A 24,849-nucleotide genomic window follows, 5' to 3' on the forward strand; every position below is an offset into this window, starting at 1 on the left:
AGCATGACCCGTAGCAATGATATGTCCGATGTGGTGGAGGCTGACCGCGCCCATATCTGGCATCACCTGACGCAGCATAAACCGTTTGAGACAACTGACCCCCGGATCATCGTCGAAGGCAAGGGCATGCGGGTTTGGGATGCCAAGGGAGCCGAGCTTCTGGACGCGGTCTCGGGCGGGGTCTGGACGGTAAACGTCGGCTATGGCCGTGAGAGCATCGCCCGCGCGATCTATGATCAGGTGCTGAAAATGAATTTTTACGGCGCGTCGGTCGGCTCGGTCCCCGGTGCGCAATTTGCCGAGCGGTTGATCGAGAAAATGCCGGGGATGAGCCGCGTTTTCTATGCCACCTCCGGGTCAGAGGCCAATGAGAAAGCCTTCAAGATGATCCGCCAGATCTCGGCGCGTCATCACGGCGGCAAGAAGTACAAGATCCTGTACCGCAACCGCGATTACCACGGGTCAACACTGGCCACGATGTCAGCCGGTGGCCAGAATGAGCGTAACGTCCAATACGGCCCCTTTGCGCCGGGGTTCGTCGAGGTGCCGCATTGCTGTGAATACCGCAAACAGTGGGATGGTGAGGATTACGGCATTCGCGCCGCCAATGCGATCGAAGAGGTGATCTTGCGCGAAGGCCCCGATACCGTGGGGGGCCTGTGCCTTGAGCCGGTCACAGCGGGCGGCGGCGTGATCACCCCCCCTGCTGGCTATTGGGAGCGGGTTCAGGAAATCTGCCAGAAGTACAACATCTTGCTGCATATCGACGAGGTTGTCTGCGGGATGGGGCGTACGGGCACTTGGTTCGGTTATCAGAACTACGGGATCAAACCGGATTTTGTGACTTTGGCCAAGGGTGTTGCCTCGGGCTATGCCGCGATTTCCTGCATGGTCACGAATGAGAAGGTGTTTGAACAGTTCAAGGATGATCCAAGCGATCCGCTGTCTTATTTCCGCGACATCTCTACCTTTGGTGGCTGTACGGCGGGGCCTGCGGCGGCGCTGGAAAACCTGCGGATTCTTGAGGATGAGGACCTGTTGGGCAATACCCTGAAGATGGAAGCGCGGCTGATGGGCAATCTGCACAACCTGATGGACAAGCATCGGGTGATTGGGGATGTGCGCGGCAAGGGCCTGTTCTGTGGTGCCGAGCTGGTTTCGGACCGTGAGACCAAAGAACCGGCCGATGAAAAGCGGGTTGCCGCCGTGGTTGCCGATTGTGCCGCCCAGGGCGTGTTGATCGGGATGACCAACCGCAGCCTGACGGGATTGAACAATACGCTGTGCCTTTCGCCGGCCCTGATCGCCAATGCGGATGATATCGACCAGATCACCAATGCGATCGACAAGGCATTGACCAAGGTGTTTTCCTGAACACCCCGATTAAGATCACAAGCACAGCCCGAGAGCCTCGCGTGGTTTCCCGGGCTGTTCTTATGGGTTGACAAACCGGCACCGGTCGCGCGCAACTAGGTCCAGTTGCGTCGTGACATGAGGCCAGAATGGCGATCCCGCCCGAGACATTTTTCCTGCCCGCAAATCTGCAAGGCAGCTTGCAGCAAGGCATCCGGCAGCTGGTTGCCAACGGGATCGTCGAAGGACGGTTTCGGGCCGGTGAAAAGATGCCCTCCAGCCGCGGTTTGGCGGCGCATCTGGGGGTGAGCCGGATTACCGTGACGCTTGCCTATGCCGATCTGGTTGCCTCGGATTATCTGACATCGCGGGGGCGGTCGGGGTATTTCGTGTCATCAAGCGCCCCCCGTCAGCCAGAGTTCGCGCCGTGCCCGCAGGTCGCCGCCGATCAGGTGGATTATGCCATCCGTACCGGCGCGCGGTTTTCAGGGACAGAGATGCTTAAACGCCCGCCGGATTGGGCAAGCTTTCGTTTCCCCTTCATTTACGGTCAGGCGGATGCAAGCCTGTTTGATCATCAAAACTGGCGGCAATGCGCGTTGCGGGCCTTGGGCAAGCGTGATTTTGAGGCGCTGACGAGCGATTATTACGACCGTGATGATCCGTTGCTGATCGAATATATCCTGCGCAACATCCTGCCGCGGCGCGGGATAGAGGCGGGTTCGGGGCAGGTCTTGTTGACCATGGGCGCCCAGAATGCACTTTGGCTGGCGGGACAGGTCTTGACCGGGCCGGGGGTGCGGACGGTGCTGGAAAACCCCAGCTACCCCAGCCTGCGCGGGATATTGGCGCAGACGGGCGGCATGGTGGATTGGGTGGATGTCGACAGCGACGGCTTGCCGCCCGAGGCCCTGCCACGGGATGTCGATGTGGTCTTTACCACCGCCAGCCACCATTGCCCGACCAATGCGACCATGCCGATGGCGCGCAGGCGGGCGCTGCTGGAGGCGGCAAGCGCGCAGGATTTCGTCATCGTAGAGGATGATTACGAGTTCGAGATGTCCTTTCTCAAGGCGGTCTCGCCCGCGCTCAAATCCCTCGACCGCGAAGGGCGGGTGATCTATGTGGGGTCCTTCTCTAAATCGATTTTTCCGGGGCTGCGCTTGGGCTATATTGTCGCCCCCGAAGGTTTCATCCGCGAGGCCCGCGCCCTGCGTGCCCTGACCCTGCGCCATCCGCCGGGGCATATCCAGCGTACGGCAGCCTATTTCCTGTCACTGGGGCATTATGATGCCTTGGTTAACAGGATGAAACAGGCCTTCAGGCGGCGGCGTCTGGCCATGGATGAGGCGATTGAGGCGGCGGGCCTTTGTGTGGCCGGGCAGGGGGGTGTGGGGGGCTCCAGTTTCTGGATGGCGGCGCCCGAAGGGGTGGATACCGAAATACTGGCGCGGGATCTGCATCATGAGGGTGTCTTGATAGAGCCGGGCCGCGTGTTCTTTGACCCTGCGAATGCCCCGCGCAACTATTACCGGCTGGCCTATTCGACCATTCCCGCCGGACGGATCGCCGAAGGCATCGACCTGATCGGGGCCGCTATTGCAAAGGCTGTGTAACTTGTTCCAAATCAAAGTGGCAAAAATAAACATCTGCTAATTTATGCATGTAAATTTGCTGGAGGCCGATGTGACCCGTCTTATGATGATTCTGTTTTCGATAATCTCGACCACGTTGATGGGGGTTGGCATGATTGCGGCCCTGACAATGGGCTATGATACGCTGAACCCGCTGTTGGTGGCGATTGCGATCGGCTTTGTCGCGGCCTTTCCGGCAAGCTGGTTTATCGCGAAACAGATCACCAGCAAGGGTTGATCAGGCAAATTGCTCGCGCAGCAGCCGTTCCTCCAATCCGTGTCCCTCATCAAACAAGATGCGGTGGCGGATGGCAGGTTGGCTGCGGATCTCTACGGCCAGCACATGGGGGACGGACATGCTGTCAGCATCGGCGCGTACCGGGCGCTTGTCGGGCTCCAACACGTCAAAGCGGACAACAGCGCCCTTGGGCAGCAAGGCCCCCCGCCAGCGACGGGGGCGAAAGGCGGCAATCGCGGTCAGGGCCAGAACCTCGGCGCCAATGGGCACAATCGGGCCATGCGCCGAAAGATTATAGGCGGTGGACCCAGCCGGCGTGGCGACCAGTGCGCCATCGCAAACCAGTTCGTCCATCCGAATCCGTCCGTCGACTGAAATACGCAGCTTGGCGGCTTGTGGGCCGGCCCGCAGCATGCTGACCTCATTGATCGCCAGACCGTGCGCCACCCCGCCGCCGATGGTTTCGGCACGCATGGCCAGCGGGTTCAGCACCTCTTCGCCCGCTTCGGTCAGACGGTCGGGCAGGCCGTCTTCGGTATAGGCGTTCATCAAAAAGCCGATAGTCCCGCAATTCATCCCGTAAACCGGAATATCCAGTTTTTGCGTCTGATGCAGGGTTTGCAGCATAAAGCCATCGCCGCCAAGGGCCACAATATGGCTGGCCTCTTCGGGGGGGTGATTGCCATAGCGGGCGGTGAGGGCGCGCAGCGCAGATTGCGCGGCATCGGCCCCGCTGGCCAGAAATGCGATACGTAGCGCCACAGGTTTCCCTTCCCACGGCCTGCACAGATGCCGACCTTTTGGTGTAGCTTGGGCCAACGCGGGGGAGAGTTTCAACCCCCGCCGACCCGATTGCAGGCAAAACTTGTGATGCGGGGGTGGTTTCGGAGCGCAAAGCGGATATCGGGGCGGATTCTTGGCTTCCTCCTGCGGGCAAGCTGCACTAAACAATGGGCAGTCAATCTTTCCGCCCTGAACAGGAGATGCATATGAATGCCCCCGTTACCTCCGCCGATACCAGCAAAGGTTTCTTTACCGAGAGCCTTGCCAGCCGCGATCCGGCGCTCTTTGGGTCGATCACGGATGAGCTGGGCCGCCAGCGCAACGAGATCGAGCTGATCGCCTCGGAAAATATCGTGTCGCGCGCTGTGATGGAGGCGCAAGGCTCGGTGATGACCAATAAATATGCCGAAGGGTATCCCGGCCGTCGCTATTACGGCGGGTGCCAATTTGTTGACGTGGCCGAGAATCTGGCGATTGACCGGGCCAAGGAGCTTTTTGGCTGTGATTTCGCCAATGTTCAGCCCAATTCGGGGTCGCAGGCCAACCAGGGCGTATTTACCGCGCTGATCAAACCCGGTGATACCATCTTGGGCATGTCGCTGGATGCGGGTGGGCACTTGACCCATGGTGCAGCACCAAACCAGTCGGGCAAATGGTTCAACGCGGTGCAATACGGCGTGCTGCAAGGCAGCCTGCTGCCCGATTACGACCAGATCGAGGCCTTGGCGCTGGAGCATAAGCCCGCGATGATCATCGCGGGTGGCTCGGCCATTCCGCGTATTCTGGACTTTGCCCGTTTTCGTGCGATTGCCGATAAGGTCGGGGCGTATTTTCTTGTCGATATGGCGCATTTTGCAGGCATGGTTGCATCGGGTCATTACCCAAGCCCCTTCCCCCATGCGCATGTGGCCACCACGACCACGCATAAAACCTTGCGCGGGCCGCGTGGCGGGATGATCCTGACCAATGACGAAGCGATCGCGAAAAAGGTCAACTCCGCGATCTTCCCGGGTATTCAGGGCGGCCCCTTGATGCATGTAATCGCCGCAAAGGCAGTCGCCTTTGGTGAGGCGCTGCGCCCTGATTTCAAGGACTATCAGGCGCAGGTGATCAAAAACGCACAGGCATTGGCGGACCAGCTGATGAAAGGCGGGCTTGGCACCGTGACGGGCGGCACCGATACGCATTTGATGTTGGTCGACCTGCGCCCCAAAGGTGTAAAGGGCAATGCGACCGAAAAGGCTTTGGGCCGCGCGCATATCACCTGCAACAAGAACGGCATTCCGTTTGATACCGAAAAGCCGACAATCACCTCGGGTATCCGCCTTGGTTCACCCGCAGGCACCACCCGCGGGTTCGGAGAGGCCGAATTCCGCCAGATCGGTGACTGGATTGTGGAAGTGGTCGACGGTTTGGCCGCGAATGGCGAAGAGGGCAACGCCGCGACCGAGGCCGCAGTCAAAGCCAAGGTAGAGGCGCTTTGCGCGCGTTTCCCGATTTACCCTGATCTGTGATGCATAGGGCGCGGCAGCAATGTCGCGCCTTTTTTAACCCGTTACAAAAAACCCCGCCACATCAGTACCGCCAAAAGCACAGCCATCACGATAAGCAGGCTGAACAGAATGGATGTGGACACACCCATAAGCACACCTCGCAAACGATACCCCCGGTTCAGCGCATTTAGGTATCTCACGCATATATCGTAATTTGCAGCAACGCTTTCCTCATCTATCTGCAAAAGCAGCTTGGGGTTCTGGGCCTGATGCGCGGCTTCGGCGAGGGCGCGGGCGGCCATGCGTTCCCGTCTTGGCAGACGGCGACCCGCACGGTCCAGTTTGTCGGCCAGATCCTGACCTTTGATGTGCATGCGGTCGGTCAAAAGGACCGAAATCCGCTCTGCCAATTGACGCGTTGTGGCTGCACTCATGTTCCGCACCTTTTGAATTTCATCGTAGCTTGTGCTGTTCAACGGCACTGGCACAGCTTTGGGTGCTAGTCTATATATAGGCCTATGCTAAACATAGTCTTACACCCCGCCCATTCGCCCTCTACGCTGCCGCCTTTGTTGATCGTGCATGGTCTGTTCGGCTCGGCGCGTAACTGGGGTGTGATCGCGCGGCGGATGGCGGCTGACCGTGAGGTGCTGGCCGTGGACATGCGCAACCATGGGGAAAGCCCGTGGATGCCCGCGCAGAGCTATGCCGATATGGCCGCGGATCTGGCCGAGGTGATTGCTGCGCACGGCGGGCGGATGGATGTGATGGGGCATTCGATGGGGGGCAAGGCGGCGATGCAATTGGCCCTGACGCATGGCGATATGGTGGACCGGTTGATTGTGGCCGATATCGCGCCGGTCGCCTATTCCCATGATCAAAGCCAGCATATCCACGCGATGCGCGCATTGGACCTGACCGGCCTGAGCGCCCGATCAGAGGCGGACCGGAGGCTGGCGGCCCAAATGGATGATCCGGCGCTGCGGGCCTTTTTCCTGCAATCGCTGGACCTCAAGGCCGACCCTGTGCGTTGGCGGCTCAATCTAGATGTGCTGGAGGCAGAGATGGCATCGATCACCGGCTGGCCGGGCACCACGGGCCGGTTTGACGGGTCGGCTCTGTTCCTGGCGGGCGGCGACAGCACCTATATCCTGCCTGAGCATCGTCCAGCCATCCGCGATCTGTTCCCTGCGGCCCGCCTTGCAAAGATCCCGAACGCCGGCCATTGGCTCCACGCCGAAAAACCGCGCGAGTTTGAGGAAACCATGCGGATCTTTCTGGCGCGTTAATTTGTCGGCTCGGCCTTGGCCCATTGTTCCAGTTTACGGTAAAGCGTGGAGGGCGATACATCCAGAACCCGTGCGGCGCGTGGCACGGAACCTGAATAAAGCTCCAGCGTGGCCTCGATGATCCGGCGTTCCACCTCAGCCAGCGGAAGGCCCATCAGCTCAGTCAACCCGACCCCGGTTTCGGCCTTGGGTTGGATGGGTAAGGCATTAGTTCTGGCGGCGATATCGTCGGGCAGCATATAGGGCTGCACCTCGGTGCCATCATAGAGCACGGCGACATTGCGCATGACGTTCAAAACCTGACGCACGTTTCCGGGCCATGTCATCTCACGAAACATGCTGCGCACCTGTGGCGACAGGCTGGTAAAGCTTCGCCCCTCCTCATTGGCAAAGCGTTGCAGGGCGGTTTCGGCAATCTCGATCACATCATCGCCGCGATCCCGCAGCGGGGGCATATGGATCGGGATCACATACAGCCGATAATAGAGATCCTCACGGAACTCGCCGCGGCGCACCGCTTCGGCGGGGTCGCGGTTGGTGGCACAGATGATCCGCACATTCACCTTGCGCGGTCTTGTGGCCCCCACGGGCTGCACGGTGGATGTCTGCAAAAAGCGCAATAGTTTGGTTTGCAGGGCGGGCAGCATTTCGCAAACCTCGTCCAGAAACAAGGTGCCGCCATCGGCCGCTGCTGCGGCCCCCAGCTTGTCCGATACAGCGCCTGTGAACGACCCCTTCAGGTGGCCAAAGACCTCGGATTCCAGAAGGTCTGCCGGTATCGCACCGCAGTTCAACGCGATAAAGGGCCCTTGTTTGCGCGGGGATTTCTGGTGTACGGCCAGCGCGCAAAGCTCTTTGCCGGTGCCGCTTTCGCCAGTGATGAAAACCGTGGCCATGCTCTGCGCGACCGAGCCAATCTTGGCATGAACTTGTGCCATCGCCGCCGAGGAGCCGATGAAGGCGCCGTCGGGCAGGTCGCTGGGTTGGCGCATGATGGTGCGCGGCTGGATCGGCGCAGCTTCTGTGTCGCGCAGAGCGTTGTCGATGCTGGACAGAAATCGCCCTTCCTCAATCGGTTTCACCAAAAACTCATGTGCGCCTGCACGCATCGCCTCTACGGCCTTGTTGATGGTGCCATTCGCGGTGATGACGATGACAATGACATTGGGCTGCCGCGCCAGCATATCCTGCATCAGGTCCAGCCCGTCACGATCGGGTAGTGTCAGGTCCAAAAGCACGATGCTGGGCTTTTCACTGTTAAACAAGGCCAGCCCTTCGGCGGCAGTGGCGGCGCAAACCACGCGGTGCCCGGCATTGATCAATATGGTGCGATAGACCATTTGCAACGAGATCGTATCCTCGATCAGCAAAATAGGGGCGCTGCTGCCGACTTTCGCCCTGCCGTGTACGGAGGGCGCTGTGGGGGGGGTGATCATGAAGGGGCCAGATGTTGCAGTTTAACAAAGTGGATGAAGGCGAGCAGATCGGCGACGCCTTGCATGACATCCGCTGTCAGGGCCGCTATCTGATCTTGGTCAGAGGCATTGGCAGCATGGTTGAAGCTGCGGGCCGTGGCCTCAAGATCGGTGGCGCCCGCCGTTCCTGCCAGCGCGATCAATGTATGGGATGCCGCGCGCAGGCTGTGCCAATCATGGGTCGGCAGTGCCGCGGCCAGTTGGGCCTGTACCTCCTCAAGGTCGGCCTGAAACTGGGCGACCAGCTCTGCCGCGGCCACGGGGCCTGCGATGTCAAGCAAATGCAGGAAGGCATCCGACTGGACGGGGGTTGTTTCCCCCATGCGGATTTCCGTGATGAGGTGGTCGGCCGAGGTGATCGGCTTGCTCAGAACCAGGTCTGCCCCCGCCGCCTTCGCGCGCGTGTTGAACTCAGCAGAGCGGTAGGCCGTCAGGATCGCGATGCGAGGTCGCTGGGGGCGTTTGACCAGATCGGCGCAAATCTGTAGCCCGGATTTTCCCGGCAGCTCTTGGTCCAGCAGGACAAGGTCGAAGTTCTCAACCTCTAATATGGCAGCGGCGGCCAGCCCATCTTGGGCAATCGTGGCATGCGCACCGCATTGTGTAACCATCTGTTCCAGAAACAATGCCTGCGAGGTACTGTCTTCGGCGATCAACACGCGCTTGCCTTCAAGCAGGGTCGGCTGCTCGGCCGGGGCGGTGGGCTGGTTGGTCAAGACGGTCACCGGCAAATGGAATTCGGCAAGCCCGCCCCCGCTGTCAGGATTGCGAAGAACGATCCGCGCGCGAATACGCTGTGCGAGGGTCTGCACGATCCGCAGCCCAAGGCCATGCCCCGCGGCAGTTTGCCAAAGCGGAAGCGCGCTTTCGCTGGAGGTTGGGCGTGGATGTGTCAGCGATTCAGGAAAGCCCGGGCCATGGTCCCGGACTGTGAAAAGCAATTGGGTCGGGCTGGGGTGGCTGATCTCTACGGTGACGGGCTGCCCGCCGGAATGTGTTACGGCATTGCTGATCAGGTTGGACAAGATCCGCTCTACGGCGGCACGGTCGCAGATCACGCTGTCCGGAAGGTCGGGGTGAAGCGTGATTTCAACAGCAACCCGTGAATCGTCATCATAGGTCCAGCGGCGGGAAACGCTTTCGAGTAGCTTGGCGAGCAGCACGGGCTTGGGCCGCGGCAGGGCCGGCGCCTGGGTCAGCAAAGTCGTCATCCCGTCCTCGAACAGGCGCGCCAGTCCCTTGCTGGCGGCACGTGTGCGATAGAGTTGCTGGCGATCTTTTGGAGCAAGTCCCTGATCCTCGATCAGCGAGAGCCCGGCCAGGATATCGGCAAGCGCTGACTGAATGTCATGCCCCAAAAGCGCCATCTCTTCTGTCATCGGATCGCCATCGGGGCTTGGTTGGTTAATCATTGTTTGCAAACCCTTACGCGCCCCAATCTATGGTTGAATTTGGGGCAAAAACCTTTGGTCACTACTCTGACCAAGGGTTACTTAGCGCGGGATTAATGTCTAGACACTATTCGTAGTTAATATTCCCTCTTGACGTGTATCGGAATGTGTGAGTGCGCGCAAAAGCCTATCTTACGTAGGGTAAATTCCAGATTCGGTGAGGACTTTGCGAATCTCTTCCAGCACATCGGGGTCTTCAATCGTAGCGGGCATTTTGAAGGGCTCGTTGTCTGCAATTTTCACGATTGTGGCGCGCAAAATCTTGCCGGAACGCGTCTTCGGTAGGCGGTTTACCACCACCGCACGTTTGAAATCAGCGACAGGTCCGATGCTTTCGCGCATCAGTTTCACACATTCGGCGATGACATCTGCCTCAACCCGGCCAGAATCGGAGTTAAGACACAGCAGCCCCAGAGGCGACTGACCTTTGAGCGCATCGGCAATGCCGATCACCGCACATTCAGCGACATCGGGGTGCCCTGCAAGCACTTCCTCCATCGCACCCGTAGACAGGCGGTGTCCTGCCACATTGATCACATCATCGGTGCGCGCCATGATGTAGAGATAGCCGTCCTCGTCGATATAGCCCGCATCCCCGGTCTCGTAGTAGCCGGGATAGGTGGTTAGATAGGCTTTGCGGAAACGGTCTTCGGCATTCCACAGGGTGGGCAGGGTGCCGGGGGGCAGCGGCAGCTTGACCGTGATCGCCCCGAGCGTGCCTGCGGGCGCGGGGTGGCCGCCTTCGTCCAGCACCTGCACATCATAACCCGGCATCGGCACCGAAGGGGAGCCGATTTTGACCGGAAGCTTTTCGATCCCAAGCGGGTTGGCCGCAATGGCCCAGCCGGTTTCGGTTTGCCACCAATGGTCGATGACGGGGATACCCAGCGCGGCTTGTGCCCATTTGATCGTGTCCGGGTCCGCACGCTCACCCGCAAGGAACAGGGCCTTGAGGCTGGAAAGGTTGTAATCCGCGACCAGCTTGGCTTGGGGGTCGTCGCGTTTGATGGCGCGCAGGGCTGTGGGCGCGGTAAAGAAGCTCTTGACCTTATGTTCCTGAATTACCCGCCAGAAGGTGCCGGCGTCGGGCGTGCCCACGGGCTTGCCTTCAAACACCACGGTTGTGCAGCCCGCGATCAGCGGGCCATAGCAGATATAACTGTGCCCGACGACCCAACCCACATCCGACGCCGCCCAGAACACATCCCCCGCGCCAACGTCGTAGATGTTCTTCATGGTCCAGTTAAGGGCGACCAGTTGCCCGCCGGTGTGGCGTACCACGCCTTTGGGTGCCCCTGTTGTGCCAGAGGTATAGAGGATATAGGCAGGGTGATTGCCCGGTACCGGCACACATTCCGCAGGGTCTACACCGTATTGAAAGCCGTGCCAGCTGACATCGCGGCCCTCAATCAGCTTGGCAACCTCTTGCTCACGCTGGAAAATTACACAAAAATCGGGTTTGTGAGCGGCCATTTCAAGAGCGCCGTCCAACAGCGGTTTGTAGTGGATCACACGCGACGGTTCTACCCCGCAGGAGGCGGCGATGATGGCCTTGGGTTTGCAATCGTCGATCCGCACCGCCAGCTCATTCGCGGCAAAACCACCGAAGACCACACTATGCACTGCCCCAAGGCGGGCGCAGGCAAGCATCGCTTCCAGCGCTTCTGGCACCATCGGCATATAAATCAACACGCGGTCGCCTTTTTCCACACCCTTGGCCCGCAACGCGCCGGCAAGGCTGGCAACACGGTTGCGCAGCTCTTCATAGGTGATGGCATGTTTGGTGCGGGTGACGGGGCTGTCGTGGATGATGGCAAGCTGTGCCCCGCGACCGGCCTCGACATGGCGGTCAACGGCGTTCCAGCAAGTGTTGGTCATGCCATCGGAAAACCATTCGTAAATCGGGGCATTGGTGGCATCGAGGGCGCGGGTCGGTGGGGTCATCCAGTCGACCTGCTGCGCGGCGTTCATCCAGAAGGCTTCGGGGTCGGCTTTCCAGTCTGCATATAGCTTGTCGTATGCCATTGTATACCCTTTCAGTTTTCATCTTATTACGCCGCGCGCATAGTTATTGCAAGAATGTTGCGTCAATGTTTCAGGGCATTGCCAGCGATAATCCGACGCAGGACGGCATAACAAGAAACGGCACCGCGCAGGCGATGCCGTTGTCGGGCGCAAGGCCCTGCAATACTTGTTGAAAACGGGGTGCTAGCTGTAGGTCGCGACCGGCGTGCCTGCGATGGCCGACATATTCAACAACCCGCGTGCGGTGATCGAGGGGGTCACAATCTGGACCTTGTTGCCCATGCCCATCAGAATCGGCCCGACTTCGAGCCCGCCGCCACGCATCTTCAGGATGTTGCGCACCCCGCCTGCCGCATCGGTATTGGCATAGACCAGCACGTTTGCCGCCCCGTCATAGCGCCCGCCGGGAAACAGCCGTTCGCGCAGAACCTCGTCCAGCGCGGCATCTGTGTGCATTTCACCTTCATAAAGGAAATCGCGGGGGGCGGAATCCAGAATGGCCAAGGCCTCACGCATCCGCCGACCGGTATCGTTATCAAGATTGCCGAATTGAGAACCGGCGCAGAGTGCGATCTTGGGCGGAATGCCGAACCGTTTGACGTGACGGGCCGCACCGATCACCGATTCCGCGATCTGCGCAGGCGTTGGCTCGCTGTGGACATGAGTGTCGGTAATAAACAGCGGTCCATCCTCAAGGATCATCAGCGACAGCGCACCTACAGGGTGGCGCCCCTCGGTTGCCAGAATTTGCGTGACATAGTTCAGGTGCCACAGATATTGGCCAAAGGTGCCGCAGATCATGCTGTCGGCCTCATCCCGCTGGACCATGACGGCGGCAATGGCGGTGGTGTTGGTGCGCATGATGGCACGGGCAATATCGGGCGACACGCCCTTGCGCGCCATGATCGTATGGTAGGTTTCCCAATAATCCCGGTAACGCGGATCGTTTTCGGGGTTCACCAGATCGAAATCACGGCCGGGACGGATGCCAAGGCCGGCCCGCTCACAGCGGTTTTCGACGACTTCGGGGCGACCGATCAGGATCGGCTTGTCGGTGGTCTCCTCGATCATCGCATTGGCCGCACGCAGCACGCGCTCATCCTCACCCTCGGCAAAGACGATGCGGCGGACGACGGTGGCGGCGGCCTGAAACACCGGCCGCATGATCAGCGCCGAGCGGAAGACGGATCCGTCAAGCTTGGCCTTGTAAAGGCCGATATCGCCAACGTCCTTGGTGGCGACGCCGGTTTCGGCGGCAGCCTTGGCCACGGCAGAGGCGACAACCCCCATTAGCCGCGGATCAAAGGGCTTGGGGATCAGGTAATCCTGACCAAAGGTAAGCTGTTCGCCCTTATAAGCGGCTGCGGCCTCGGCGCTGGTGGTGGCGCGAGCAAGGGCGGCGATCCCTTCGATACAGGCGATCTCCATGGCGTCATTGATCGTGGTGGCCCCCGCATCCAGCGCACCGCGGAAGATGAAGGGGAAACACAGCACGTTATTGACCTGATTGGGGAAATCGGACCGCCCCGTGGCCATGATCACATCGGGGGCCACGGCGCGGGCCTCATCCGGGGTGATTTCAGGCGTCGGATTGGCCAATGCGAAAATGATCGGACGCTTGGCCATACGTGCGACCATTTCGGGTTTCAGCACGCCGGGGCCGGACAGGCCAAGAAACAAATCCGCCCCTTCGATCACATCGCCTAGGTTGCGCAAGTCCGAAGCTTGGGCAAATTCGGCTTTTTGCGGGGTCATTTCCTCGGTGCGGCCTTCGTAAACAAGGCCTTTAATGTCGCACAGCCAGACGTTTTCGCGCTTTACACCCAGCTTCAAAAGCATGTTGAGGCAGGCAATCCCCGCCGCCCCGCCGCCGGTCGACACGATCTTGATATCCTCGAATTTCTTGCCCGCAACATGCAGCGCATTGGTGGCCGCAGCCCCGACGACAATCGCGGTGCCATGCTGGTCATCGTGGAATACGGGGATATTCATCCGCTCGCGACAGATTTGTTCGACGATAAAGCATTCGGGGGCCTTGATATCTTCAAGGTTGATCGCGCCGAAGGTCGGCTCCAGCGCGCAGACGATCTCGGCCAGCTTATAGGGGTCGGATTCGTTCAGCTCGATGTCAAAACAATCGATATTGGCGAATTTCTTGAACAAGACGGCTTTGCCTTCCATCACCGGCTTGGACGCCAGCGCACCGATATTGCCCAGCCCCAGCACAGCAGTGCCATTGGTCACAACCCCGACAAGATTGCCCTTGGCAGTGTAGCGCGACGCGGAAGATGGATCTTTCTCGATTTCGACACAAGCCTCGGCAACACCCGGGGAATAGGCTAGGGTAAGGTCGCGGCCATTGGCCAAAGGCTTGGTTGCGCGGATTTCAAGTTTTCCCGGTTTTGGAAACTCGTGATAGTTCAGCGCTGCCTGACGTGTGTTATCGTGCCGTGTCTCTTCCATGAACATCCCTCCAGATAGGTCGTTTAGTGTTAAACTATTCTGCGCCTGCCGCAAGCCCGCGCCAAGCAAAGGCATATTCATGCGAAAGTTGATAATCGCCCGGACAAAGACGCGCCGACTGTCCAACCGACAGTGACGTCACTGCTTGAAATTCACGCGCCCCGGTTCCACAGTGGGTAGGATCATCAAGGGAGAGGTCCGATGTCTTTGCTCGTTGCTGCGACTAAGGTGCGTGAAAACGCCTATGCGCCATATTCCCGTTTCAAGGTAGGGGCGGCGTTGCGCAGTGCCTCGGGAGCGGTTTATGCCGGCTGTAACGTAGAAAACGTTGCCTACCCGGAAGGTACTTGTGCCGAGGCGGGCGCAATTGCCGCCATGATCGCGGCAGGTGAGACCCGTATCGCAGAGATACTGGTGATCGCTGACAGCCCCAGCCCGGTTCCCCCCTGCGGGGGGTGTCGTCAGAAGATCGCAGAGTTTGCTGACGGTGATGTCGCTGTTACGCTTTGCACCACTGACGGCAAATCCAATGTCGTGACAGTGGCCGAGCTGTTGCCCGGCAGTTTCTCGGCAGGCCATATGGCGCGGTCCAATGGCCGCTGAATTTGAGGCCCGCCAGATCATCGCGGATCTGCGTGCAGGTTTGCCTCTCGCGCCCGGTGCCTTGACGTGGTTCGCCAAAGCGATCGCCTCGGGGGTGGTTTCGGACGCGCAGGCAGGGGCCTTTGCTATGGCGGTCTGTATTAATGGGCTGTCGGAGGGCGGGTGCGTCGAGCTGACCCGCGGGATGCAGAAAAGCGGTATGCAGCTGGATTGGGACTTGCCGGGTCCGGTGCTGGACAAACACTCTACGGGCGGGGTCGGGGATTGCGTCTCGCTGCTGCTTGCGCCTGCGCTGGCGGCCTGCGGGGCCTATGTGCCGATGATCTCGGGGCGCGGGTTGGGGCATACGGGCGGGACGCTGGACAAACTGGAATCCATTCCGGGTTTGCGCTGTGATCTGTCGCCCGATGCTTTGCGCGCGCAATTGGACCAGCTGCGTTGTGCCATTGTGTCCGCCTCTCCTGAAATAGCGCCCGCTGATCGCCGCCTCTATGCCATTCGCGATGTGACGGCGACGGTGGATAGCCTTGAACTGATCACAGCCTCTATCCTCTCCAAGAAACTGGCGGCCGGATTGGAAGGTTTGGTGTTGGATGTCAAATGCGGCTCTGGCGCCTTTATGAAAACCGAAGGCGAGGCGCGTGCCTTGGCGCAGGCACTGGTTTCCACAGCACAGGGGGCGGGGTTGATGACCACCGCATTGATCACCGACATGTCCCAACCGCTTGCCGCCGCCGCGGGCAATGCGCTGGAGGTGATCGAGGTGATGGAGACCCTGACAGGCCAATCGGTCAATGCGGCGCTTTGGGATGCGGTCACGGCTTTGGGCGGGGAGGCGCTGGCCTTGGGCGGGCTTGCGGCCGATGCGCAAGATGGTGCTGCGCGCATTGAAGGCGCGTTGCAACGCGGGGCTGCCGCAGAGTATTTTGGCAGGATGGTCGAGGCTCAGGGCGGACCGGCCGATTTCATAGACCGCTGGCCTGACCGCTTGCCCGCGGCGCCGGTAATGGTGGAACTTGCAAGCCCCACGAGTGGTTTTGTCACCGACATTCTTACCGGCGTGTTGGGAAATACCGTCGTGCAACTTGGCGGCGGGCGTTTGCGCGATGGTGATAAGATCAACCCCTCTGTCGGACTGTCGCACATCGCGGGCCTGGGCGATGCGGTAGAGGCGGGTCAGCCGTTGGCCATGATCCACGCCGCATCACTGGAAGATGCCGAAGCTGCGATTGCGCGGCTGTCGCAGGCCTTTGCGATTGGTGATGCTGCGGTGCCGGTACCTGCGCTTGTTTTGGGGAAAATTACATGACGGATAGACGCGCCTTTTTGATCGTGATGGATTCGGTTGGCTGTGGTGGCGCGCCTGATGCCGCCGATTTTGGCGATGAAGGTGCCAATACCTTGGGCCATATCGCCGCCGAATGTGCTGCGGGCCGCGCCGATACCGGCCGCAAAGGCCCGCTGCATCTGCCCAACCTGATGCAGCTTGGGCTGGGGCGGGCGATGGCACTGTCGGTGCCCGATGTCTGCCTGCCCGAAGGGCCTGCGGCTTCGGGGCGCTGGGGGGCCGCGACCGAGGTCTCACGCGGCAAGGATACGCCATCGGGGCATTGGGAGCTGGCCGGCGTTCCGGTGCCGTGGGATTGGCATTATTTTCCCGAAACGGTGCCTGCCTTTCCGGATGACGTGGTGGCGGAGGTATGCCGTCTTGCGGGAACCGGGGGAATTTTGGGCAATTGCCACGCCTCAGGTGTTCCGATCATCGCCGCCCATTGCGCGGAACATCTGCGCAGCGGTTGGCCGATCTGCTATACCTCTGCCGATAGTGTGTTCCAGATCGCAGCACATGAAGAAGCCTTCGGGCTGGATCGTTTGTTGAAGCTCTGCGCCGATCTTGCGCCCTATCTGCACGCGCGCAAAGTCGGGCGGGTGATTGCGCGGCCCTTTACCGGCACTTGCGATGATTTCAGGCGCACCGCGAACCGGCGCGACTATGCGATCGACCCGCCCAGCCCGACTTTGCTGGACTGGGTGCAAGATGCGGGGCGGGCGACCCATGCAGTCGGGAAAATCGGGGATATCTTCTCGCATCGCGGGGTTGGTACGCTGCACAAAGGCAAATCGGATTCTGACCTTTTCGAACATCTTTTGACGTTGCAGGGCAGTGCAGAGCCCGGTTCCTTGACCTTTGCGAACTTTGTGGAATTTGACAGCCTTTATGGCCATCCGCGCGATGTGGCGGGATATGCCCGCGCGCTGGAATGGTTTGACGCGCAGGCGGGGGCATTTCTGGCGGCGATGCGGCCCGGAGATCTGGCGATCTTCACTGCCGACCATGGCAATGATCCGACATGGCGCGGCACCGAACACACCCGAGAGCGCGTGCCGGTCCTTTGTGCGGGGGCGGGCACCGGCAGCCTCGGGCTGGTGAATTTTGTGGATGTGGCGGCATCGGTTGCGGCGCATCTAGGCGTGGAAAACCAAGGGCCGGGGGTATCGTTCTTATGAACCATCAGCCAAAGCTGGAGCTGCATCACCATCTGGAAGGGGCCGCACCCCCCGCCTTTATCCGCGGCTTGGCCAAGGAAAAGCATCTTGATATCAGCGGTATTTTCGATGCGGCGGGCAATTACAAATACAAGGATTTTGCCGACTTCCTGCGCGTTTATGAGGCCGCGACCCAAGCCTTGAAAACCCCCGAGGATTACCACCGCCTGACCCTTGCCGTGCTGGAGGAAAGCGCCAAATCCGGTGTGATCTATTGCGAGACATTCCTGTCGCCCGATTTTTGCGGCGGGCGGGACGTCGGCGCGTGGCGGGATTATGTGGCCGCAATCCGTGATGCGGCGCAACTGGCCGAGGCGCAGATGGGCATCACCCTGCGCGGGATCGTCACCGCCATTCGCCATTTCGGGCCGGATAAGGCGCGGCAAACCGCGATTTGTGCTGCGGAAACGGCGGGGGAGTTTATCGTAGGCTTCGGCTTGGCGGGGGATGAACGCGCGGGCCAGCCAGCCGATTTCGCCTGGGGCTTTGATTGCGCGCATGAGGCGGGCCTGCACCTGACGGCCCATGCCGGCGAATGGGGCGGGCCCGACAGCGTGCGCGCCGTTTTGCGTGATTTGCGGGTGGAACGGATCGGCCACGGCGTCCGCGCGATTGAGGATCTGGCGCTGGTCGACGAACTGGCCGAAAGCGGCATCGTGCTGGAGGTCTGCCCCGGCTCCAATCTCGCACTTGGCCTTTATCCCGACCTGCGCGCCCATCCCATTGCTCAGCTTTATGCGCGCGGTGTAAAGCTGACGGTGTCGACCGATGACCCGCCATTTTTCCACACGACGATGACGCGGGAATATGAAAACCTGCATGAGGCTTTTGATTGGGACGAGGGGGTTTTTGACGGCTTTGCCCAAACCGCGCTTGACGCCGCCTTTTGTGACGTCGATACCAAGGCCGAATTGCGCAAGAAACTGGAGACAGCCCATGCTTGACCATCTGACCGTCGTTACCCACCCGTTGGTGCAGCATAAACTGTCGCTGATGCGCAAAAAGGAAACCTCAACCTCCAGTTTTCGCCGGCTCTTGCGTGAAATCAGCCTGTTGTTGGCCTATGAGGTGACGTGCAACCTGCCGATGACAACGATGCAGATCGAGACCCCGATGGAGCCGATGGAGGCCCCTGTGCTGGAGGGCAAGAAGCTGGCGCTAATCTCCATCCTGCGCGCGGGCAACGGCCTGATGGACGGTATACTGGAACTGATCCCCGCGGCGCGTGTGGGGTTTGTGGGGCTGTACCGCGATCCTGAAACCCTTCAACCGGTGCAATATTATTGCAAGGTGCCGGATGCGCTGGACAGCCGTATGACGATTGCGGTCGATCCGATGCTGGCCACCGGCAATTCCTCGGTCGCGGCGATCGACCTGCTGAAGGCGCAAGGGGCAAAGAATATCCGGTTTCTGTGCCTTTTGGCCGCGCCCGAAGGGGTTGCCCGCATGAAAGAGGCGCACCCCGATGTACCTATCATCACAGCAGCTCTGGACAGCCACCTTGATACGCATGGCTATATCGTTCCGGGGCTAGGGGATGCGGGTGACCGTATGTTTGGCACTAAATAGGGGATTTTTCTCTTTACTCTGATCTGTTACTGACGGATTATCGTGCCATGCTACAGGGGGTAGTCATGATCTTGAAAGCGCTTGCAGTTGTCGGCTGGTCCGCCGTGATTGGTGTATCATCCGTATCGGCACAATCTTTGGCCGGGCCTGCAGAGATGCCACCTGCCAGCTTTAAGGGGTCGCAATATGTCGACAGCAAGGGCTGTGTGTTCTTGCGTGCCGGCATCGGTGACCGGATAACCTGGGTGCCAAGAATCTCGCGTGATCGCAAGCCCCTGTGCGGGCCGTCGCCGGCCTCTGCGGCGCGTGAAATTGCCGTGACAGAACCGGAGCCGGTCAAGCTCGCGCCTGCAAAAAAACCACCAGTTGCCGCCCCGCGCAGCAAACCGATGGAAACCATCGCAAGCCTGCCCAAGCGCCGCGCAGAGCAACGCCCCGCGCGCGAGCGCAAAACAACCCCGATGGTGCGTCTGCACAATGGCTGCCCAGTCTCGTCCCCTTACGGAGTGCGTGTCGTGCTGACGGATGGCCGCCGGTCCCTCATTTGTTCACCTGAGCAGGATTTGGATGTTCTGGCCGCAGCCCGCCGTGTTTCGGGGCCCTCGGCAACGGTCGATGTCATTGTGCCGGATGGTTACCGCAAGGCATGGAAAGACGGTCGCCTGAACCCAGAGCGCGCCAAAGGGACCGCAATAGGTCAGGCCCAGCAAGACCTGATCTGGACAAGAGATACCCCCGCAACGCTGGTTGTGGACCAAGATGACAAGGGTGCAAGCCGTACCGTCCTGATGCGCAATGGGGTGACAGAGCCGCGGATTTTTGTGCAAGTTGGCACATTTGGCCTTACCTCGAATGCGCAGCGCACAGCGGCCCATTTACACAATCTGGGCTTGCCGGTTGCCAAATCGCGCGCAGCGGGGGATTTGCAAGTTGTGATGGCCGGACCATTCGGCAGTCATGCCGCCGCGCGCAAGGCGTTGGAGGTCGCGCGGCACGCCGGTTTTGGGGATGCTTTCATCCGCTAAAGAAACGGGTATCCTGACGCCCCCGACCTTGGGCGTCTGGCAAGAAGTCGGGCAGATAAAACTCACACCCTTCGGTTCTGCGCCGGGGGGTGTTTTTTTATGCCAGCTTTGATCTGGCGCATGGCAGCAGGTGCGCCCTTGCGATCAAATACATGGTGTCCGGCATTGAAACAGGCGGGCGGTTAGCGAAAAAGGAATGCGTAATGGTCAAAAAATCAGATATCAAAGCCCTGAAAAAGGAAGTCAAAGCCCGCAAGGCAAAGCTTGCGAAACAGGAAAAGAAGCTGAAAAAGGCAAAGAAAGCCCTGAAAAAAGCCGCTTGATGCTTGTGTTGTTGAAAATGGGCCGACGGCATATGTCGGCCCTTGGGGATTGGTCGGCCGTGCTGTAGTCACGGATTTCGGCGTGGGCGACAAGATCGTGCCGGAAAGCAAAAACACCTCTTCCCGCCTTCATTCAGACAGGCTATATGCGACGCATGACAGACCTTGATCTCATCCGCAATTTCTCCATCGTGGCGCATATCGACCACGGTAAATCCACACTTGCCGACCGGCTGATCCAGCTGACCGGAACAGTGGCGCAGCGCGATATGAAAGCGCAGATGCTTGATAACATGGATATCGAGCGGGAGCGCGGGATCACGATCAAGGCGAACTCCGTGCGGATCGAATATCCGGCGAAGGATGGCAAGCGCTATATCCTGAACCTGATCGACACCCCCGGCCACGTCGACTTTGCCTATGAGGTCAGCCGCTCGATGCGCGCGGTCGAAGGGTCGCTGTTGGTGGTGGATGCCAGTCAGGGCGTTGAGGCGCAGACCTTGGCCAACGTCTATCACGCGTTGGATGCCGGTCATGAGATTGTGCCAGTTCTGAATAAGGTCGATCTGCCCGCTGCGGATGTTGAGCGGGTGAAAACCCAGATCGAGGATGTCATCGGGCTTGATGCGTCTGATGCGATCCAGATTTCGGCCAAATCCGGGCTTGGTATTCCCGATGTGCTGGAGGCAATCGTCACGCGCCTGCCCGCGCCCAAAGGCGACCGCGATGCGCCGCTGAAGGCGATGCTGGTCGATTCGTGGTATGACAGCTATCTTGGCGTTGTCGTTATGATCCGCGTGATTGATGGGGTTGTCCGCAAAGGGGACCGCATCAAGATGATGCAAACCGGCGCTGTATATGGCGTCGATAAATTGGCCGTGCTCAAGCCGCAGATGGTTGATATCTCTGAGCTTGGACCGGGCGAGATCGGCATCTGGACGGGTTCGATCAAGCAGGTGCGCGATACGCGCGTGGGCGATACGATCACCTCGGAAAAGAAGGGCTGTGCAGCGCCTTTGCCGGGCTTTAAGCCTGCGCAGCCGGTGGTATTCTGTGGGCTGTTCCCTGTAGATGCGAATGATTTCGATGCCCTGCGCGATGCGATTGAAAAACTGCAGCTGAATGATTCGAGCTTTTCGTCGGAAATGGAAACCTCGGCCGCGCTTGGTTTCGGGTTCCGCTGTGGCTTCCTTGGTTTGCTGCACCTTGAGGTGATCCGCGACCGGCTGGAACGTGAATATGATCTGGAGCTGATTACCACAGCGCCGTCGGTGGTTTTCCATCTGCATATGCGCGACGGTGAGGTTCTGGACCTGCACAACCCCGCCGATATGCCGGACCTGACATTGGTGGACCATATTGATGAGCCACGAATCAAGGCGACAATTCTGGTTCCGGATGAGTATCTGGGCGATGTGTTGAAGTTGTGCCAAGATCGTCGGGGCATCCAGTTGGACCTGTCCTATGCCGGTAGCCGTGCGATGGTGGTCTATGACCTGCCGCTGGCCGAGGTGGTTTTTGACTTTTATGACCGGCTGAAGTCGGTGACCAAGGGCTATGCCTCTTTTGACTATGTGATCTCCGAATATCGTGAGGATCATCTGGTCAAGATGTCGATCCTTGTGAATGACGAACCTGTGGACGCCTTGTCGATGATGGTTCACCGTGACCGCGCCGAGATGCGGGGCCGCGCAATGGTTGAAAAGCTTAAGGACCTTATCCCGCGCCATATGTTCAAAATCCCGATCCAGGCGGCGATCGGTGGCCGTGTGATCGCGCGTGAGACGCTCTCGGCGATGCGCAAGGATGTGACCGCGAAATGTTATGGCGGTGATGCCAGCCGCAAGAAGAAGCTGTTGGAAAAGCAGAAGGCCGGTAAGAAACGGATGCGCCAGTTCGGCAAGGTCGAGATCCCGCAAGAGGCGTTTATCTCGGCTTTGAAGATGGATAATTAGGGCGGTTCAGATACGGACAAAGGCCCCTTCTTTGATGCGGGGGATGTCTTTTAAAAAAAATAACGCATAGGCGATGGGCCTTATGCGTTATTTTTTTGTCGATGGTGTGGGTCAGCAAGACCGGCTTGCTGACCCTTGTGCTGTTCAGGCTGCGCTGGTGCGGGCCTTGCCGCCGTTGCGTCTTGCTTTTTTGGGGGCGCCGTGCCCGCCTTCAACGCTGCGCATCGGTTTTCCGGCGGGTTTACCGCCCGGCTTGCCTTGTCCGGAACGTGGCTTGCCCTGTCCGCCGCCGCGTGGTGGGCGTGCGCCGCGCTGTGCAGGTTTCGGGGCGGCTTTGATGTCGGCCAGACCCCAAGGTGCGCCGCCAATCACGGCAATCTGCTTTTTCAGCAGCTTTTCGATGTCTTTCAACTCGCCCATTTCGGCCGGTGCGCAAAAGGCAATAGCGCGGCCTTCGGCACCCGCCCGTGCCGTCCGGCCAATACGGTGAACATAGTTTTCCGGCACATTCGGCAGGTCGTAGTTATAGACATGGCGCACGCCCGGAATATCGATCCCGCGTGCGGCAACATCAGTTGCGACCAGCACGTCCAATTCCCCGTTGCGGAATTCAGTCAGCGTGCGATCCCGTTGGTTTTGCGATTTATTACCGTGGATCGAACCTGCCTTGAACCCCCAGCTTACCAGCAGTTTCATCAGCTTTTCCGAGCCGTGCTTGGTGCGGCCAAAGACCAGCGCCTGCTCACCCTTATGTTCCGTCAGATAGCTTTCCAACAGCTTGGCCTTATCGCCCTGCGGTGTGTAATGGACCGATTGTTCAATCCGTTCAACGGGTTTGCCGGGTGGTGCAACCTGTACCTTGACCGGATCGCGCAGATAAGTGCCTGCCAGATCTTCGATCAGTTTTGGCATTGTTGCGGAAAACAGCATGGTCTGGCGCTTGAGCGGAATATACTGCGCGATTTTGCGCAGCGCATGGATGAACCCCATGTCGAGCATCTGGTCGGCCTCATCCAGCACCAGATAGCCGCAAGCCTCAAGCGAAAGCGCCTTGCGATCAAGCAGGTCGATAAGGCGGCCAGGGGTTGCAACCAGAACATCGGCCCCGCGTGCAAGCTTTTCCGACTGGCGAAAGATCGATGCGCCACCGGTGATCATCACGACCTTGACCGGGGTGCCCTTGGTGTAATTCGTCAGATTGTCCGAGATCTGGGAGACCAGCTCACGGGTCGGGGCCAAAATCAGGCTGCGCACGGTGCGCGGCGCGGGCGGGTGGCCGATATCAAGCAAACGGTGCAGCAAAGGCAGGCCGAAGGCCGCGGTTTTGCCGGTGCCGGTTTGCGCCAGCCCCATGATGTCACGGCCCTGCATGATATGCGGAATGGCCTGTACTTGAATAGGTGTCGGGGCGGTGTAGCCAGCTTTGTCTAGGCCAGCCATAAGCTTTGGGGAAAGCCCCAAGTCTGAAAACGTCGTCATATAAAATCTTTCCGGCGCGTTATTCCACGCACCTTGCGCCGCACCAGCGGCAAAAGGGAGCGGCGCACGCCTCGACCATCTGCACTTGCAAACACCCCGTCGGCACCGCGGAACCCCTGCGTGACGGTGGGAACCTTTATTCGGGCCGTTCACATGCTCACGCGGCACGGGCACTCGAATATAGGTCAGATGATGTAGATCGGATCATTTGTCAAGGGTCAGTTGATCCGGCCCCGTTCCTGCAAAGCGCGCGGAACGTTAGGGCGCGAGAAAGGTAATCCCGTCCATGGCAATGATCCGTGACACATCCAGGTCATAGGCCTCGGTCATCCGCGCGACCAGATCGTCGGACCAGCCCTCCATCTCGATCTCGACGTTGATCTCTTGGGGCAGGGCGAATTTTGCCAGAAAGGCCGAAACCACGCGGCGCCTCTGTTCGGGGTTTGGCGGCGGGTGCATTTCCAGATAGGCGTTCATCCGCTTCATCCCGTCCGCCGACATGATCGTCGTCAAAAGATCATCCGTGTCACTAAGCTTGGCCGCGGCGCTATGTCCCGAAACAGCTTGCAGCACTTCTGGCCAAAGCAGGGGCGTGTCCTCGTCGCACCAGACGGTGATCGGCACAGTGGGGTTGGCGTCGCGCAGGTTTTGGATCAGCGTTGACCAGCGCAGGGTTTCCACATTCACACCGTCCATAAATTCGGCATATGACCGACCGTTCTGTTTTTGGAAGACGGCTGGCACGAAGGTGGCAGGGTTGCGGATGCCTATATGAAATTCGGCCTCAGCTTCGGGAAAGATCTGGCGAAAGGCGTGCATCCGCTCTCCGCCGGAGCTGTATATCCCACGCCGCAGCGCCCCTTGCGCATAACCAAGGAAATTTGCCCATGACAGGATCATTCGGTCGGCCTGCGCGTCCGAGGTGATCTGGCCCAGAATGTCTGCCTGGGTTTCCGGCGGGGCGGCTTGCCCCTTCAGGGTCAAGGCTGTGTCGCGCAACAGGGTGCGGTACTTGGCGGGGCCGGGGACAATGATGCCCTCGGCCGCCAGCACATCGCGGTTTTTCAACAGGCAGCGTAAAAGCCGCTCTTCATCGGTGCAATGGGCGCCGAGATGATAGACGATGCGCATGTGGACCTTTCGG

At 59.6% G+C, this 24,849-nt stretch carries 21 protein-coding genes; 13 read left to right on the forward strand and 8 right to left on the reverse strand.

The features are described from left to right. Positions 1–3 precede the first annotated feature (3 nt). The 3 genes from AKU94_RS07440 (at position 4) to AKU94_RS07450 (ending at position 3,225) form a co-directional block, all read left to right on the forward strand. The gene (locus AKU94_RS07440; RefSeq protein WP_408633677.1) at positions 4–1,374 is read left to right on the forward strand and encodes an aminotransferase family protein; all 1,371 of its coding nucleotides are present in this window, start codon (positions 4–6) and stop codon (positions 1,372–1,374) included. 128 nt (positions 1,375–1,502) lie between these two features. Next, positions 1,503–2,969 (forward strand): aminotransferase-like domain-containing protein, encoded by a 1,467-nt coding sequence (locus AKU94_RS07445; RefSeq protein ID WP_050526658.1) that lies wholly within the window; start codon positions 1,503–1,505, stop codon positions 2,967–2,969. A gap of 70 nt (positions 2,970–3,039) precedes the next feature. Continuing rightward, positions 3,040–3,225, forward strand: a complete 186-nt coding sequence (locus AKU94_RS07450; protein ID WP_050526724.1) for a hypothetical protein — start codon at positions 3,040–3,042, stop codon at positions 3,223–3,225. On the opposite strand, the gene AKU94_RS07455 is transcribed toward AKU94_RS07450, so the two are convergent. After that, on the reverse strand, positions 3,226–3,987 hold the full coding sequence (locus AKU94_RS07455; RefSeq protein WP_050526659.1) for an NAD kinase: 762 nt from the start codon (positions 3,985–3,987) through the stop codon (positions 3,226–3,228). It abuts the gene before it with no gap. A 227-nt stretch (positions 3,988–4,214) separates the two neighbouring features. On the opposite strand from AKU94_RS07455, the gene glyA reads away from it, so the two are divergent. Next, positions 4,215–5,522: a serine hydroxymethyltransferase gene (gene glyA / locus AKU94_RS07460; RefSeq protein ID WP_050526725.1), complete on the forward strand. Its 1,308-nt coding sequence runs from the start codon at positions 4,215–4,217 to the stop codon at positions 5,520–5,522. Between the two features lie 41 nt (positions 5,523–5,563). On the opposite strand, the gene AKU94_RS07465 is transcribed toward glyA, so the two are convergent. Beyond that, positions 5,564–5,935, reverse strand: coding sequence for a hypothetical protein (locus AKU94_RS07465; protein WP_050526660.1), 372 nt, complete (start codon positions 5,933–5,935; stop codon positions 5,564–5,566). 84 nt (positions 5,936–6,019) lie between these two features. Here AKU94_RS07465 and AKU94_RS07470 point away from each other — a divergent pair, with 84 nt between their 5' ends. Then, positions 6,020–6,790 (forward strand): alpha/beta fold hydrolase, encoded by a 771-nt coding sequence (locus tag AKU94_RS07470; RefSeq protein ID WP_050526661.1) that lies wholly within the window; start codon positions 6,020–6,022, stop codon positions 6,788–6,790. Here AKU94_RS07470 and AKU94_RS07475 read toward each other — a convergent pair. From AKU94_RS07475 to AKU94_RS07490, 4 genes are all read right to left on the reverse strand, one after another. Continuing rightward, positions 6,787–8,226, reverse strand: coding sequence for a sigma-54-dependent transcriptional regulator (locus AKU94_RS07475; protein ID WP_083444986.1), 1,440 nt, complete (start codon positions 8,224–8,226; stop codon positions 6,787–6,789). The two genes, AKU94_RS07470 and AKU94_RS07475, sit on opposite strands and share 4 nt — an antisense overlap. After that, positions 8,223–9,677, reverse strand: coding sequence for a hybrid sensor histidine kinase/response regulator (locus AKU94_RS07480; protein WP_050526662.1), 1,455 nt, complete (start codon positions 9,675–9,677; stop codon positions 8,223–8,225). The genes AKU94_RS07475 and AKU94_RS07480 overlap by 4 nt, the downstream gene beginning before the upstream one ends. Positions 9,678–9,848: 171 nt before the next feature. Beyond that, positions 9,849–11,741, reverse strand: coding sequence for a propionyl-CoA synthetase (locus tag AKU94_RS07485; protein ID WP_050526663.1), 1,893 nt, complete (start codon positions 11,739–11,741; stop codon positions 9,849–9,851). 183 nt (positions 11,742–11,924) lie between these two features. After that, positions 11,925–14,204: an NADP-dependent malic enzyme gene (locus tag AKU94_RS07490; protein ID WP_050526727.1), complete on the reverse strand. Its 2,280-nt coding sequence runs from the start codon at positions 14,202–14,204 to the stop codon at positions 11,925–11,927. A 201-nt stretch (positions 14,205–14,405) separates the two neighbouring features. Between AKU94_RS07490 and AKU94_RS07495 the strand changes: the two genes are divergently transcribed. The 8 genes from AKU94_RS07495 (at position 14,406) to lepA (ending at position 22,226) form a co-directional block, all read left to right on the forward strand. Next, positions 14,406–14,807 carry a cytidine deaminase gene (locus AKU94_RS07495; protein WP_050526664.1) on the forward strand — a complete coding sequence of 134 codons (402 nt, stop codon included), beginning with the start codon at positions 14,406–14,408 and terminating at the stop codon, positions 14,805–14,807. Then, positions 14,797–16,116, forward strand: a complete 1,320-nt coding sequence (locus tag AKU94_RS07500) for a thymidine phosphorylase (RefSeq protein ID WP_050526665.1) — start codon at positions 14,797–14,799, stop codon at positions 16,114–16,116. Before AKU94_RS07495 ends, AKU94_RS07500 begins: the two co-directional genes overlap by 11 nt. Beyond that, positions 16,113–17,315 carry a phosphopentomutase gene (locus tag AKU94_RS07505; RefSeq protein ID WP_050526666.1) on the forward strand — a complete coding sequence of 401 codons (1,203 nt, stop codon included), beginning with the start codon at positions 16,113–16,115 and terminating at the stop codon, positions 17,313–17,315. The genes AKU94_RS07500 and AKU94_RS07505 overlap by 4 nt, the downstream gene beginning before the upstream one ends. Continuing rightward, entirely contained in the window at positions 17,312–18,298 is a 987-nt protein-coding gene (locus tag AKU94_RS07510) for an adenosine deaminase (protein ID WP_050526667.1), read from the forward strand. The genes AKU94_RS07505 and AKU94_RS07510 overlap by 4 nt, the downstream gene beginning before the upstream one ends. Further along, positions 18,291–18,923 (forward strand): uracil phosphoribosyltransferase, encoded by a 633-nt coding sequence (upp, locus tag AKU94_RS07515; RefSeq protein WP_050526668.1) that lies wholly within the window; start codon positions 18,291–18,293, stop codon positions 18,921–18,923. The genes AKU94_RS07510 and upp overlap by 8 nt, the downstream gene beginning before the upstream one ends. 65 nt (positions 18,924–18,988) lie before the next feature. Beyond that, positions 18,989–19,948, forward strand: a complete 960-nt coding sequence (locus tag AKU94_RS07520; protein WP_050526669.1) for an SPOR domain-containing protein — start codon at positions 18,989–18,991, stop codon at positions 19,946–19,948. Between the two features lie 89 nt (positions 19,949–20,037). Further along, entirely contained in the window at positions 20,038–20,271 is a 234-nt protein-coding gene (locus AKU94_RS07525) for a hypothetical protein (protein ID WP_050526670.1), read from the forward strand. A gap of 155 nt (positions 20,272–20,426) precedes the next feature. Continuing rightward, positions 20,427–22,226, forward strand: a complete 1,800-nt coding sequence (gene lepA / locus AKU94_RS07530) for a translation elongation factor 4 (RefSeq protein WP_050526728.1) — start codon at positions 20,427–20,429, stop codon at positions 22,224–22,226. 144 nt (positions 22,227–22,370) lie between these two features. On the opposite strand, the gene AKU94_RS07535 is transcribed toward lepA, so the two are convergent. Together AKU94_RS07535 and AKU94_RS07540 are read right to left on the reverse strand one after the other, a co-directional pair. Then, the gene (locus AKU94_RS07535) at positions 22,371–23,705 is read right to left on the reverse strand and encodes a DEAD/DEAH box helicase (RefSeq protein ID WP_050526671.1); all 1,335 of its coding nucleotides are present in this window, start codon (positions 23,703–23,705) and stop codon (positions 22,371–22,373) included. Positions 23,706–23,963: 258 nt separating this feature from the next. Then, positions 23,964–24,836, reverse strand: coding sequence for a hypothetical protein (locus AKU94_RS07540; RefSeq protein ID WP_050526672.1), 873 nt, complete (start codon positions 24,834–24,836; stop codon positions 23,964–23,966). Between the last annotated feature and the right edge of the window lie 13 nt (positions 24,837–24,849).

Origin of the sequence: Pseudorhodobacter aquimaris (assembly GCF_001202025.1) — a bacterium.
GTDB lineage: Bacteria > Pseudomonadota > Alphaproteobacteria > Rhodobacterales > Rhodobacteraceae > Pseudorhodobacter > Pseudorhodobacter aquimaris.